Raw genomic sequence first — 14,029 nt, forward strand, 5'->3', positions numbered from 1 at the left:
AAACCACGCAAAGCACTCAACTGGCGCACCCCAGCCGAAGTCATGACCAACGCCCTCACACAAACCGGTAGCATCAAACCAAACTAACCATCATCGTTGCAACGACCCCTAGAATCCGCCCCGGCACAAAGGATAAATTCTTTTAAATCCAAGTGAACATAAAGACAAATGTATGAATATAATTAATTTGTCTATCCATGCCGTGAGAAAGAAGAATTATGTCCCAGCGAATCGTTGCCGCGCTCACTGCCGCCGCCCTCGGATTGTCCGCCCCAGTGGCGCATGCTGCAGAGCCACAGTGGGAATCCTCTGCGCCGGAATCCTTTGGCATCAATGACCCGTCCTGCGTGCCTTCAGGGGACATCACTGAGCCCGTTGTGTTGCTGCATGGAACCTCGAATAATGCTTCCGTGTGGGGAAACTTGGTCCACCTCTTGCAAGATCAGGGGGCGTGCGTGTGGGCCTTTGATTACGGCGCCGATGATGTGACCTTGCAGAATATGATTCCAAGCGTCAAAGCCATCGCGGACCTGGATGATTCGGCCGCGGAAATTGCGGATCAGGTGGACTATGTCCGCGAGGTCACTGGGTCGGACAAGGTGAACTTGGTGGGCCATTCCCAGGGTGGCATGCACATCAAGACCTATACCCAGATGCACAATGGCGCGGATCACGTCTCCCATGCGGTAGCGCTGGGCGGCAACTTCCACGGCACCACGCTTAACGGGCAGGGGGAGGCGCTCTCTAAAATCATTGCCTTTGCGCCGCACCTCGCCGCTTTTGTGGCAAGTACGGCCGGCATTCAGCAAGTGGTGGGGTCGGAGTTTATTAAACGGCTCAATGCGCTGCCAGATACCGCGCCAGGCGTGCTTTATACCTCCATTTACTCGCCGGGGGATACGACGGTGACTCCGAATAGCTCTTCGCAGCTGGCGCTTGGCGACGGCGCCGATGTGGTCAACCTTGACTTAAGCGAAGTCTGTGGCGTGGCTCCTCGGCACGACAAGCTGCCGACCGACCCGACGGTGTTGAGTCAGGTCATTTTTGGGCTAAAGCGCGCCCCTGGGGAGGGTCCGGACCCGGCGACCTGTGCCTCTGGCGAGCCTTCGGTAGTCGGCTCTTAAGGTGACGTACCAGCCCTAAAATGTGAACTTTGGCACACAAAATGGTGAACTCCAGGTAAACCTGCAGGAATACCATTGGTGTAGTTTCATGACTGTTCGTAGGTGTGGACAACATGTGGGGCCTGGGGGTGTGCCATCCTGGGAATACCACGGCTGTAACTACTACATATTGTGTTAGTTGCGGGCATTTCCCCCAAAGTATAGTGTCGTTGATGTTGCTCAGAGCGGCGCAGGAAGCGCCCGCATAGGCGGGAAAACGCGCCCCGCTCTGACGAATTTTTCAATGCAGGAGCTTTAAGGATCTATATGTCTATCACCGTTTACACCAAGCCAGCATGCGTCCAGTGCAATGCCACCAAGAAGGCCCTCGACCGTGCCGGCCTTGAGTATGACCTCGTCGATATCTCGGCCGATGAAGAGGCCCGCGATTACGTTATGGCACTGGGCTACGTTCAGGCCCCAGTGGTTGAGGCTAATGGCGAGCACTGGTCTGGTTTCCGCCCTGACCGTATCAAGGGCTTGGCTTCCGTAGCGGCCTCTGCTTAAGAGAATAGGGGAGGCCAGTAGCGATGTTGGTCGTGTATTTTTCCTCCGCGACGGAAAATACGCACCGGTTCGTGCAGAAACTGGGCTTTCCTAGCGCGCGCATCCCGCTGCGCCGCACGGACGAGCCCCTCAAGGTCAACGAACCCTATGTTTTGGTGTGCCCCACCTATGGCGGGGGTGCGTCCATTAGCCACCAGAACTCCCGGCCCGTGCCCACACAGGTAATTAAGTTCCTGAACGATGAGCACAACCGTAGTTTCATTCGCGCGGTAATCGCGGGCGGCAATAGCAATTTTGGTGCCGACTATGGCAAGGCTGGTGACGTCATCAGCGCCAAATGTAAAGTGCCCTATGTATATCGTTTCGAGTTGCTGGGAAACGAAGACGATATAAAAATTTGTCGTGAAGGCTTATTGGCTAACGCCGCCGAGCTTGGGCTCGAGGCCGCGGCCTAGCGCCCACTACGACTTAAATAAAGATCCTGATTTTTTAAGAAAGGCCTTGTCAGCTGTGAGTACGCAATTGGGGAAGACCGTCGCCGAGCCAGTAAAGCCAGAAGAGCAGTTGGACTACCACGCTCTGAACGCGATGCTGAATCTCTACGATGCAAACGGCAAGATTCAGTTTGATAAAGACCGCGAGGCCGCTAACCAATTCTTCCTGCAGCACGTTAATCAAAACACGGTCTACTTCCATGATCTGGAAGAAAAGATCGATTACCTGATTAATAACAAGTACTACGACCCGCAGGTCATCGAGCAGTATGATTTCTCCTTTATTAAGGAGCTATTCAAGCGCGCTTATTCCTATAAGTTCCGCTTCAAGTCCTTCCTGGGCGCGTATAAGTACTACACCAGCTACACGCTGAAGACCTTCGATGGCCGCCGCTACCTCGAGCGCTTTGAGGACCGCGTGTCCATGACTGCCCTGTTCTTGGCGGACGGCGACGCAGGCCTGGCCGAGCACCTCGTAGACGAGATCATGACCGGCCGCTTCCAGCCGGCAACCCCGACCTTCCTCAACGCCGGCAAGGCCCAGCGCGGTGAGCTCGTCTCCTGCTTCCTGCTGCGCATCGAGGACAATATGGAGTCCATCGGCCGCTCCATCAACTCCGCGCTGCAGCTTTCCAAGCGCGGCGGCGGCGTGGCCCTGCTGCTGTCTAATATCCGCGAGTCCGGTGCCCCGATTAAGCACATTGAGAACCAGTCTTCCGGCGTCATCCCCGTGATGAAGCTGCTGGAGGATTCCTTCTCCTACGCCAATCAGCTCGGTGCCCGCCAGGGTGCCGGTGCGGTCTACCTCAACGCGCACCACCCGGACATCATGAACTTCCTGGATACCAAGCGCGAGAATGCGGATGAGAAGATTCGCATTAAGACCCTCTCGCTGGGCATTGTCGTGCCGGATATCACCTTTGAGTTGGCTAAGCGCAATGATGATATGTACCTCTTCTCGCCGTATGACGTCGAGCGCGTTTATGGCAAGGCCTTCGGTGACATCTCCGTCACCGAGCACTATGAGGAGATGGTGGAAGACCCACGCATCCGCAAGAAGAAGATTAACGCCCGCCACTTCTTCCAGACCGTGGCCGAGCTGCAGTTCGAGTCCGGTTACCCGTACATCATGTTCGAGGACACCGTAAATCGCGCGAATCCGGTGAAGACCTCGTGGATCAACATGTCCAACCTGTGCTCGGAAATCCTGCAGGTCAACTCCGCCTCCGAATTCAACGCGGACCTGACTTATGAGGAGCTGGGCAGCGATATTTCCTGCAACTTGGGTTCCCTGAATATCGCGATGACCATGGATTCGCCGGACTTCGCCAATACGGTGGAAACCGCCATCCGCGGCTTGACCGCCGTGGCGGATAAGACTTCCATTGATTCCGTGCCGTCCGTGCGCCGTGGTAATGACGAGTCCCACGCCATCGGCTTGGGCCAGATGAACCTGCACGGTTACTTGGGTCGCGAGCACATCGAGTATGGCTCGGAAGAGGGGTTGGACTTCACCAACGCCTACTTTGCGGCCGTGCTGTATGCGGCGCTGCGCGCCTCCAATAAGATTGCCCGCGAGCGCGGCGAGTACTTCACGGAGTTCCCGCAGTCCGAGTATGCCTCCGGCGAATTCTTCGACCGCTACGATCCGGAAGAGTTCAAGCCGAAGACCAAGAAGGTGCAGGAGCTTTTCGACGCCTCTTCGATCCACACCCCGTCCGCCCAGGACTGGGAGGACTTGAAGCAGGATGTGGCCAAGCATGGCCTGTACAACCGCAACCTGCAGGCGGTGCCGCCGACGGGCTCGATTTCCTATATCAATAACTCCACCTCGTCCATCCACCCGATTGCCTCCAAGATTGAGATCCGCAAGGAGGGCAAGATCGGCCGCGTCTACTACCCGGCGCCGCACATGGATAATGACAACCTGGAGTACTTCAAGGACTCCTATGAGATTGGCTACGAGAAGATCGTTGATACTTATGCCGTAGCCACCAAGTATGTGGACCAGGGCCTATCGCTCACGCTCTTCTTCAAGGACACCGCGACCACCCGCGATGTCAACCGCGCGCAGATTTATGCGTGGCGTAAGGGCATTAAGACCTTGTACTATATCCGCCTGCGCCAGATGGCGCTGGAGGGCACCGAGGTCGAGGGCTGCGTATCCTGCATGCTCTAAACCGCAGGTAAAGCGCCTCGCTGCACGTCGTGGGGAAGGACGTGCAGCGAGGCGCTTAGCCGTTTTCTGCCCGGGTGCGGTCGAGAATGGTGCGGGAGGTCTCTTCGGCGGCGTCGGCAAGCCCGGCATTAATGGCGCGGGCCAGCTCCATGTGTAGCTGTGTGGTGCCGCCGATGGGGTCGCGCTTGCGGGACCCAAAGACAGACTTGCCCTTGAGCATCGCTACTAGGGAAGGGGCGAGCGCGGCCAGCATCTCATTGCCGGAGGCCCGCAGGATGAGGGTGTGGAAGCGCAGATCGGTTTCTAATTCTTCGCCTACGCGCGGAGACGGGGTGGATTCCAGCTCGGCCAAGCGCGCGGCGAGGCCCAGCAATTCAGCTCGCTGCCGGGCGGTGGCATTGCCTGCAGCCAGACGCGCGGCCACCGGTTCGATGCCAAGCCGCAGCTCGTTGAGTCGGGCCACTTGCTGCCCGCGCGTTTTATCGTTGTCTAAGCGCCAGCCAATGACCGCCGGGTCATAGACCGCCCACTTTTCCATCGGCAGCACCGTGATTCCCACGCGGCGCCCAGAGCTGATCATGCCGAGGTGCTCCAAGGCGCGCATGGCCTCGCGGGCTACGGTGCGGGAGATGCCAAAGCGCTTTTCGACGTCCCCCAGCCGGAACCGCTCACCCTCTGCGAGGTCTCCGCTTACTATATCCGCGCCGAGTTGATCCACCACGGAGCCGAGTAGGGGAGGGGTGGCGCTCATCGTGGGTGAATCCTCTCTGTGCGGGCACTCGGTATAGCTGGGATCAGTATAGGCATGAGGCATCCACCACAATGATTTAGAGGGCGGGCGAATTGGGTATGCTGGGGAGCTAAAAGTGTCCGTATTATGTATTGGAGTGACGCCGCGTGTCGCACGAGTACGATGACTACGTTTCTAGTCATGAAAAGCCAGTTAAGGCCATTAACTGGAATAGCATCCCGGATGAAAAGGACCTCGAGGTTTGGGATCGCCTCACCGGTAATTTCTGGCTGCCAGAAAAGGTCCCCGTCTCCAATGACCTGCCCAGCTGGAAGACGCTGACGGAGAAGGAAAAGGAAACCACCATGCGGGTCTTTACCGGCCTGACGCTGCTGGATACCATCCAGGGCACGGTGGGTGCGATTTCCCTCCTTCCGGATTCCCAGACTCTGCATGAGGAAGCGGTCTACACCAATATCGCCTTCATGGAGTCCGTGCACGCCAAGTCCTATTCCAATATCTTTATGACCCTGGCGTCCACGCCGATGATCAACGATGCCTTCCGCTGGTCCGAAGAAAACGAGAACCTGCAGAAGAAGGCCAAGATCATTTTGTCCTACTACAAGGGCGATGATCCGCTGAAGAAGAAGGTGGCCTCCACGCTGCTGGAGTCCTTCCTGTTCTACTCCGGCTTCTACCTGCCGATGTACTTCTCCTCCCGCGCGAAGCTCACCAACACCGCCGATATCATCCGCCTGATTATCCGCGATGAGGCTGTGCATGGCTACTACATTGGTTATAAGTTCCAGCAGGCGTATAAGCAGCTGGATGAAGAGCGCCAGGCGGAGCTGAAGGAATACACCTTCGACTTGCTCTATGACCTCTACGACAATGAGATCGACTACACCGAGGATCTCTACGATGACCTGGGCTGGACCGAGGACGTTAAGCGCTTCCTGCGGTACAACGCCAATAAGGCACTGAATAACTTGGGCTTTGAGGGGCTCTTCCCAGCCGATGAGACCCGCGTTTCCCCGGCTATCTTGTCCTCGTTGTCGCCAAATGCCGACGAGAACCATGACTTCTTCTCTGGTTCGGGTTCGTCCTATGTCATCGGCAAGGCTGAGGACACCACGGATGATGACTGGGACTTCTAAGCATTCCCGCTGATCAGCGTGGTCTAGCGGCACACCTTCTGCTCGAACTCAACCGAAAGGTTGATAACGAGCGGGGGTGTGTTTTTGCGTTTTGGGCCCGCACAATTCGGCGCGGCTGTGACATATAGCACGCTAGATCTTTGGCGAAAACCGTCGGTGGAAATAGTGGCCGCGCCACGTGCAGGGGCAATGTGGCAGATGTGGTCAGTGGTGAGGCTTGGCCTTGTGGCGAAGTATTGGGGGAAGCTGGAAAGAACAGGAGAAAATGGCCTAATATAAGGCGAGTAAACCTAGGTGTAGGTGGAGTCTGTCCACAGACACTTTGTTATTCAGGAGGATTTTATGACCGCTGTGGCGCCACGGGTCGACGATTACGTCGCCCCCACACGTCCAGAGCCAACCGGTAACGCGAAGACCGGTTCAAAGGCTTGGGTATTTCTAACCACCACCGACCACAAGCAGCTGGGCATCATGTACTTGATCATGTCCTTCAGCTTCTTCTTCCTCGGTGGCTTTATGGCACTGTTGATCCGCGCGGAGCTGTTCACCCCGGGTCTCCAGTTCTTGTCCAATGAGCAGTTTAACCAGCTGTTCACCATGCACGGCACCGTGATGCTGCTGCTGTTTGCGACCCCAGTCGTGTGGGGCTTTGGTAACTACATCCTGCCGCTGCAGATTGGTGCGCCGGACGTGGCCTTCCCGCGTCTGAACGCCTTCGGCTTCTGGGTTACCCTGCTGGGCGGCACCGTGATGCTGCTGGGCTTCGTTACCCCAGGTGGTGCGGCTGACTTCGGCTGGACCATGTACATGCCGCTGGCTGATGGTGTCCACACCCCGGGCATCGGCGCTGATATGTGGATCGTCGGCGTGGGCGCTACCGGTGTCGGTACCATTGCCTCCGCTGTCAACATGATTACGACCATCCTGACCCTGCGCGCACCGGGCATGACGATGTTCCGTCTACCGGTCTTCAGCTGGGCTGTGTTTACCGCGTCCGCCATCGTGCTGATGATCTTCCCGCTGCTGACCGCTGCGGCACTGGGCGTTCTGTATGACCGCAAGCTGGGCGGCCACATCTACGATTCCGCTAATGGTGGCGGCATCCTGTGGCAGCACCTGTTCTGGTTCTTTGGCCACCCTGAGGTTTACGTCCTCGCGCTGCCGTTCTTCGGCGTTGTGTCTGAGGTCGTTCCGGTCTTCTCCCGCAAGCCGGTCTTCGGCTACATCGGCCTGGTCTTCGCACTGCTGGCCATCGGCTCCCTGTCCATGGCTGTGTGGGCACACCACATGTTCGTCACCGGCGCTATCCTGCTGCCATTCTTCTCCTTCATGACGTTCCTGATTGCGGTTCCAACCGGCGTTAAGTTCTTCAACTGGGTCGGCACCATGTGGAAGGGCCACATCACTTGGGATACCCCGATGATCTTCGCCATGGGCTTCATGGCAACCTTCCTCTTCGGCGGCATGACCGGCGTTATGCTGGCATCCCCGGCACTGGACTTCCACCTGGCTGAGTCCTACTTCTTGATTGCACACTTCCACTACACCCTGTTCGGTACGGTTGTGTTCTCCGCCTTCGCCGGCCTGTACTTCTGGTTCCCGAAGATGACCGGCCGCATGCTGGACGAGCGTCTGGGCAAGATTCACTTCTGGCTGACCTTCATCGGCTTCCACGGCACTTTCCTGGTTCAGCACTGGGTCGGCAACATGGGTATGCCGCGTCGTTACGCTGACTACCTGGAGTCCGATGGCTTCACGGTCTTCAACCAGATTTCCACCATCTTCTCCTTCGTCCTCGGCGCTTCCGTTATCCCGCTGGTCTGGAACGTATTCAAGTCCTGGCGCTACGGCGAGATCGTCACCGTGGATGACCCATGGGGCTACGGCAACTCCCTCGAGTGGGCAACCTCCTGCCCGCCGCCGCGCCACAACTTCGTGTCGCTGCCGCGTATCCGCTCCGAGCGTCCGGCCTTCGAGCTGCACTACCCGCACATGGTTCAGCGCATGCGCGAAGAAGCACACGTGGGTAGCCACTAAAGCGATATAACTCGCTAAAGCACTCCTGACTTAAGCCGCCTCCCAGCCCGCCAAGGGCCGTGGGAGGCGGCTTTGGCGTATCTTATTTGCCCTACGTGCGATAATGGGCGGCGTGAGTACCCAAGCTGATACCTATGCCGTTATTACCACCACCGGGCCGGACAAGCCTGGGGTCTCGGCGGCCTTCTTCCGCGTGTTAGCGTCTTATAACGCCGCGCTTGTCGACGTCGAACAGGCCATCTTTTCCGGCCGCATCACCCTTGCTGCCCATACCCGCATTCCCCGTACGCGCGCCGAGCAGATTGAACAAGGTTTGCGCAATACCCTGAGCATCTACGGGCAACAGGTATCCGTGGACGTGCGGGAGGAGGAATCCACCGCGCGAGCTCGCTCCACGCATGTGGTGGTTCTCATGGGAACGGAAGTCACCGCCCACCACGTAGAGGAGGTCGCCCGCGTACTGGCCAACTTCGATACCAATATCGACCGCATCCGCGGGCTGTCGACCTCCCCGCTCACCGGCCTGGAGCTTTTCTTGTCCCTCGATGGTTCCGCGGCACCTGTGCGCCAAGCGCTGGCAGAGCTCGCACAGCAGATTGGTATCGACATTGCCATTGAACCTGCGGGTCTGGGCCGGCGCTCCAAGCGCCTCGTCTGTTTCGACTGCGATAGTACCCTCATCCAAGGCGAGGTCATCGAGATGCTGGCTGCGCACGCCGGCAAAGAGGAAGAGGTTGCCGCCATTACGGCCCGGGCTATGCGCGGCGAGTTGGATTTTGAGGAGTCCCTACGCGAGCGCGTGGCCGTTCTGGCCGGCCTGGATGCTTCCATCATTGATGAGGTAGCCCGCGAGATTCAGCTGACCTCCGGTGCCCGCGAGACCATTGCCACGCTCAACCACATCGGTTATCGCACCGCTGTGGTCTCCGGTGGGTTCATCCAAGTTCTAGAGGGCCTAGCCGCAGAAATGCACTTAGATTACGTCCGCGCCAATACCTTGGAGATCGCCGATGGCAAGCTCACCGGCCGCGTAACCGGCAAGGTGGTTGACCGCAAGGCCAAGGAGGAATTCCTGCGGGAGTTCGCCGCGGATTCCGGCGTGAGCATGCGCCAGACGGTCGCCGTGGGCGATGGCGCCAATGACATCGATATGATTACCGCCGCGGGGCTGGGCATCGCCTTTAACGCTAAGCCGGCGCTGCAAGAGGTGGCGGATACCTCGGTAAATCACCGGCGGTTGGATGAGGTACTACAGATTTTGGGAATTCCGGCCGAGGAGGTTGTTCGTGGATAAGTTTGAAGTAGCCCACCAGCGTTTGGTGGAGGCATGTGATTCGCGTTCGTGGCGCGATGACCCAGAAAACCCCGACGAGCCCGCCACCATCCAAGCGATGCAGATTGTGCTTAACCTGCCAAAGCAGGAGCCGCCGGCGCGCACGGAGGTGCTGGAGGCGGCCGCCAGCGCCGTTGTGGCCGTGTGCTTGGACGAGCGCGCGGGGGAGGACGGGGCCTTCGCCCACGCCCTGGGACAGTGGTATGGCCACCGCATCCGCAAGATCGCCCGTCGGGCGCGCAATAAGGCCTGGCGCGATGTGCAGAGCCTGCCGGGCGTGACTGTGGCGGACCGTGCCCGGGCCTTCGCGCCCTCGGCCGTGGGGGAGGTGGATCCGCTCATCGGCAAGCTGCAAATCGGTCACACCGACTTGCCCTATGATGAGCCGGGAGCCCCGCTTGGCGACGCCCCCGTCATCTACGTCGACCGCAGCCTCGACATGTCTGCCGGCAAGGCCGCAGCGCAGGTGGGCCACGGTTCGATGATGCTCGCCGCGGCGATGTCGGTGGAGGAGGCTCGTGCCTGGGCCGACACGGGTTTTGAGCTTTCGGTGCGCGAGGTGTCCGGCGAAGATTTTCGCACGGCCTGCGCGCAGGATGGCGCCGTGGTCATCGTGGACGCCGGGTTCACGGAGATTGCGCCGGACTCGGCTACCGTGTGCGCCCTGCGGCGACCAATCGCTTAAGCGCGCCGCGCACCGTATCCGCGTCGGTGGTCTGCCAAAAGCGTGGCATGGAGGCCTTGAGGAAGCTGCCGTAGCGCTTATACTCCAAGCGGTTATCGAGCACGGCCACCACGCCGCGGTCGGTCACGTGGCGCAGCAGGCGGCCTGCGCCCTGTGCCATGAGCAAGGCGGCGTGGTTGGCGGAGACCTCCATGAATCCGGAGCGGCCCGCAGCATCGGCCGCTTGGGCGCGCGCCTGCATCAGGGGATCATCCGGCCGAGGAAACGGAATGCGGTCGATGATGACCAGCGAACAGGCCGGCCCCGGCACGTCCACGCCTTGCCACAGGGTAAGCGTGCCGAAGAGGCAGGAGTTTTCCTTCTGAGAGAATTTCTCTACCAGCGCGCCGATGGAATCCTCGCCTTGTACGAAGAGGTCAAAGGGGATGCGCGGCTTGAGGGCGGTGGCCGCCTCTTCCGCGGCGCGGCGGGAGGAGAACAGACCAAGCGTGCGCCCGCCGGCGGCCATAATGAGCTCGTAGATCTCATCGATGGTTTCTTTGGGCAGGCCATCGCGGCCCGGCGCGGGCAGGTGCTTGGCGGTATACAGGATGCCGGATTTGGCTGGGTCGAAGGGCGTGCCCGCATCCAAGGTGTCGTAGGTGCCGCTCGGCATGCCCCACTGCGCGGCCATGGCATCGAAGCGGCCGCCGAGGGCGAGGGTGGCCGAGGTCAGCACCACCGTCTGCTCCCCAAAGAGGTTCTCGCGTAGCATGTGGGCGATGGAGAGGGGCGCCACGGCGAGGGTCTCGGCGTCGCTGCGCGGATCGCGCTCGAGCCAGACGACGTCGTCTTGCTTGGCCGGGTCATCGGTGGCGAAAACCTCCAGCATGCGCGCCACGGCCTGCGCGAGGTCGGAGAGGTGGTTGCTCAAGTTTTGGCGCTCGGCGTTTTTCTCTGGGTCGTCGGTCGCTTCGCCTTCTGGTGCGCGAGAAATGAGGGACTTAACGCGCAGGAATTCGTCGGCAAGCGCGCGCAGGTGGCCCTGGGAAGTTTCATCCAAGTCGGTCCAACGGCCGGGCTCTTGGATTTTCATCAGGTCATCAAATTCCTCGGCCAAGTCCGAGAGGCTACCGGCATTGCCCAGCGACTTCGCGCGGTTGGCGGCCATCTTGATGGCGCGGGTAGTAATCTCCGCGGTGGATACAGAGGTGATGCGGCCGTCGAGCTCATGAGCCTCATCGATAATGGCGACGTCGTGCTCCGGCAAGATATTTGCCTCAGAAACCGCGTCGATGGCGAGCATGGCGTGGTTGGTGACCACGATGTCGACGTCGGCAGCCGCCCTGCGAGCCTCTTCCGCAAAGCAATCCGGCCCGTGCGGGCAGCGCGACGCGCCCAAGCACTCGTTGGAGGTGACCGATACCGCCCGCCATACCAAGTCCGGTACGCCAGGCTCTAGGTCATCGCGGTCACCGGTGTCGGTTTCCTGCGCCCACTCGTGGATGCGGCGCACGGCTTTGCCGCGGTGGGAGATCTCGGATTCGTCGATAAGAGCTTCCGGGTCATCCGGGGTAGCCGCAATCTTATTCATGCACAGGTAGTTATTGCGGCCCTTCATGATGGCGAAGGTGGGCGTACGCTCCATCACAGGGGCGAGGGCCTTAGTAAGCCGCGGCAGATCGCGCTCCACCAGCTGGCGCTGCAAGGCTAGGGTCGCGGTGGAGACGATGACGGTGGACCCCGAGTTCATCGCATGCCGGATAGCCGGGACCAAGTAGGCCAGGGATTTACCGGTACCGGTACCGGCCTGCACAGCTAGGTGGCGCTCCTTTTCGAGCGCGGCCGAGACGGCCGTGGCCATGCGCACCTGGCCTTCGCGCCGGCTGCCGCCCAGCGCATCAACGGCCTTTCCCAGCAGCGTTTCCGTGTCGAGGTTTAGGGGCTCATCTGCGTGCTCACTCACCCCACACAGTCTAGCGGCCTACTTTTTAAAGCCCACCATCCGCGTGGGCACGGCCGCTTCATCGCGGGAGAGCGCCAGGCCTTCCCATGGCAGGGTCTTGCGGGCCTGATCTAAATACTCGCGGGAGGCATGCAGATCAGGCAGCCCGTCGACGATGTGGCCATCGCGCATGAGGGGAATGGTCATCTCGCGGGTATCGAGCTGGCCGGTATCCGGCGCTGGTGCGTCGAAGGGGTAGACGATCTCTTCTACCGCCACACCCGAGGAACGGTAGGTGCGCAGCGCCCGCTTGGCACCGCCGACGGATTGCTTGGAGGAAGAGCGCTTCGCCACTGGGATGCCGTCTACCTCTACGACCTTGTAGACCATGCCCGCGGTGGGCGCACCGGAGCCGGTTACTACGGACGTGCCGACGCCGTAGACGTCTACCGGATCGCCGCGCAGGCCGGCGATGGCGAACTCGTCAAGGTCGGAAGATACCACGATATTGGTGTTGTGATTGCCCAAATCATCCAGCTGCTTGCGCACGCGGCGGGTAACCGCACCCAGGTCACCGGAATCGATGCGAACGCCGCCGAGCTTCGGTCCACCTACCTTCACTGCGGTCTCGACGCCCTTGGTGATGTCATAGGTATCGACCAAAAGCGTGGTGTCTACGCCAAGGGTGTCGATCTGGGAGCGGAAGGCGGCCTCTTCATTCGGGGTACCATCCGGGTTGGTATGCGCCAAGGTCCAGGAGTGGGCGGCAGTGCCGGAGACCGGAATGCCGTAGCGGTAGCCCGCCTCCAAGTTGGAGGTGGCATTGAAGCCGGCCAGGTAGGCCGCGCGGGCGGAGGTTACCGCCGCATACTCGTGGGTGCGGCGCGAGCCCATCTCGATAATGGGGCGGCCGTCGGCTACCGTGACCATGCGGGAGGCGGCCGAAGCCACCGCGGAATCGGCGTTCATGATGGACAAGATGACGGTCTCAAGAACCAAGCATTCCCCAAAGGTGCCGCGCACCGTCAGGATGGGGGAGTTGGGGAAATAAAGCTCGCCCTCGCGGTAACCGTCAATCTGCCCGGAAAAGCGGTAGTGGCGCAGGTACTCCTTAGTCTGCTCATCCAGGAAGTCCATCTCCGCTAACTGATTGGCCGAGAAGCGGAAATCCTCCACTGCGCGCAGGACGCGTTCGGTGCCGGCAACTACGCCATAGCGGCGCTCATTGGGCAGGCGGCGGCTGAATACCTCGCAGGTGACCTGGCGGTTTGCCGAGCCATCGCGCAGCGCGGCCTGGAGCATCGTTAGCTCATATTTATCCGTGAGCAGTGCAGTAGAGCGATCATTAGGGATAGCTTTGTCATTCACGGGAGTGATAATACCCACTGACTAGGTGGTTTTCAGGGGTTTAGATTCTTTGGCGCCGGAATGTGCGAAGCCAGATTGCGCGGGCCCACAATAGATTCCCAAATATGGTTAGGCTAGAGGGCATGAAGGCGCAATTTCCTGTAGTCCGGATGAGCTCTCCGATGGCTACGCCCGAATTGGATGAAGAACTCGACGTAGACGTAGCCACGAGCGAGAACCTGCCGTGGATGTGCATCGTGTGGGATGACCCCGTCAACTTGATGAGCTACGTGTCCTATGTATTCCAAACAGTGTTGGGCTATGACAAGAAGCGGGCCAATGAACTCATGATGCAGGTCCACACCGAGGGTAAAGCCGCCGTGTCCAGCGGCGAGCGCGACAAGATTGAAGCGGACGTGAAAAAGCTCCAGATCGCCGGTCTGTGGGCAACGATGCAGCAGGCAGGTTAAATA

12 protein-coding genes are annotated in these 14,029 nt (G+C 59.8%); 9 read left to right on the forward strand and 3 right to left on the reverse strand.

The window, feature by feature from the left end:
- Positions 1 to 218 precede the first annotated feature (218 nt).
- The 4 genes from MHY24_RS08830 to nrdE all read left to right on the forward strand — a co-directional run bounded on the left by MHY24_RS08830 (position 219) and on the right by nrdE (position 4,343).
- Positions 219 to 1,124, forward strand: coding sequence for an alpha/beta fold hydrolase (locus tag MHY24_RS08830; RefSeq protein ID WP_239229956.1), 906 nt, complete (start codon positions 219 to 221; stop codon positions 1,122 to 1,124).
- Between the two features lie 306 nt (positions 1,125 to 1,430).
- The gene (gene nrdH / locus MHY24_RS08835) at positions 1,431 to 1,670 is read left to right on the forward strand and encodes a glutaredoxin-like protein NrdH (protein WP_204611069.1); all 240 of its coding nucleotides are present in this window, start codon (positions 1,431 to 1,433) and stop codon (positions 1,668 to 1,670) included.
- A gap of 23 nt (positions 1,671 to 1,693) precedes the next feature.
- Positions 1,694 to 2,125 carry a class Ib ribonucleoside-diphosphate reductase assembly flavoprotein NrdI gene (gene nrdI, locus MHY24_RS08840; RefSeq protein ID WP_239229965.1) on the forward strand — a complete coding sequence of 144 codons (432 nt, stop codon included), beginning with the start codon at positions 1,694 to 1,696 and terminating at the stop codon, positions 2,123 to 2,125.
- 55 nt (positions 2,126 to 2,180) lie between these two features.
- Positions 2,181 to 4,343: a class 1b ribonucleoside-diphosphate reductase subunit alpha gene (gene nrdE / locus MHY24_RS08845; protein ID WP_239194575.1), complete on the forward strand. Its 2,163-nt coding sequence runs from the start codon at positions 2,181 to 2,183 to the stop codon at positions 4,341 to 4,343.
- Between the two features lie 55 nt (positions 4,344 to 4,398).
- Here the strand turns inward: nrdE and MHY24_RS08850 are convergent, their stop codons facing one another.
- Positions 4,399 to 5,094, reverse strand: coding sequence for a FadR/GntR family transcriptional regulator (locus MHY24_RS08850; RefSeq protein ID WP_239229967.1), 696 nt, complete (start codon positions 5,092 to 5,094; stop codon positions 4,399 to 4,401).
- A 146-nt stretch (positions 5,095 to 5,240) separates the two neighbouring features.
- Between MHY24_RS08850 and nrdF the strand changes: the two genes are divergently transcribed.
- The 4 genes from nrdF (at position 5,241) to MHY24_RS08870 (ending at position 10,285) form a co-directional block, all read left to right on the forward strand.
- A complete protein-coding gene (nrdF, locus tag MHY24_RS08855; RefSeq protein WP_204611074.1) occupies positions 5,241 to 6,230 on the forward strand; it encodes a class 1b ribonucleoside-diphosphate reductase subunit beta in 990 nt (329 codons plus the stop codon).
- A 342-nt stretch (positions 6,231 to 6,572) separates the two neighbouring features.
- Positions 6,573 to 8,267: a cytochrome c oxidase subunit I gene (gene ctaD, locus MHY24_RS08860; protein WP_179386926.1), complete on the forward strand. Its 1,695-nt coding sequence runs from the start codon at positions 6,573 to 6,575 to the stop codon at positions 8,265 to 8,267.
- 103 nt (positions 8,268 to 8,370) lie between these two features.
- Positions 8,371 to 9,561: a phosphoserine phosphatase SerB gene (gene serB, locus MHY24_RS08865; RefSeq protein WP_239229969.1), complete on the forward strand. Its 1,191-nt coding sequence runs from the start codon at positions 8,371 to 8,373 to the stop codon at positions 9,559 to 9,561.
- Positions 9,554 to 10,285 carry an aminoacyl-tRNA hydrolase gene (locus MHY24_RS08870; RefSeq protein WP_239229971.1) on the forward strand — a complete coding sequence of 244 codons (732 nt, stop codon included), beginning with the start codon at positions 9,554 to 9,556 and terminating at the stop codon, positions 10,283 to 10,285. The genes serB and MHY24_RS08870 overlap by 8 nt, the downstream gene beginning before the upstream one ends.
- Here MHY24_RS08870 and MHY24_RS08875 read toward each other — a convergent pair.
- Together MHY24_RS08875 and MHY24_RS08880 are read right to left on the reverse strand one after the other, a co-directional pair.
- Positions 10,251 to 12,230 carry an ATP-dependent DNA helicase gene (locus MHY24_RS08875; RefSeq protein WP_239229973.1) on the reverse strand — a complete coding sequence of 660 codons (1,980 nt, stop codon included), beginning with the start codon at positions 12,228 to 12,230 and terminating at the stop codon, positions 10,251 to 10,253. The two genes, MHY24_RS08870 and MHY24_RS08875, sit on opposite strands and share 35 nt — an antisense overlap.
- Before the next feature lie 18 nt (positions 12,231 to 12,248).
- Complete coding sequence (locus MHY24_RS08880; RefSeq protein WP_367398058.1) at positions 12,249 to 13,577, reverse strand: nicotinate phosphoribosyltransferase; 1,329 nt, start codon at positions 13,575 to 13,577, stop codon at positions 12,249 to 12,251.
- Positions 13,578 to 13,699: 122 nt separating this feature from the next.
- Between MHY24_RS08880 and clpS the strand changes: the two genes are divergently transcribed.
- Positions 13,700 to 14,026 (forward strand): ATP-dependent Clp protease adapter ClpS, encoded by a 327-nt coding sequence (clpS, locus tag MHY24_RS08885; RefSeq protein ID WP_005323948.1) that lies wholly within the window; start codon positions 13,700 to 13,702, stop codon positions 14,024 to 14,026.
- Positions 14,027 to 14,029: the final 3 nt, after the last annotated feature.

Source organism: Corynebacterium sp. ACRPQ (assembly GCF_022347225.1).
In the GTDB taxonomy this organism is placed as follows: domain Bacteria; phylum Actinomycetota; class Actinomycetes; order Mycobacteriales; family Mycobacteriaceae; genus Corynebacterium; species Corynebacterium tuberculostearicum_D.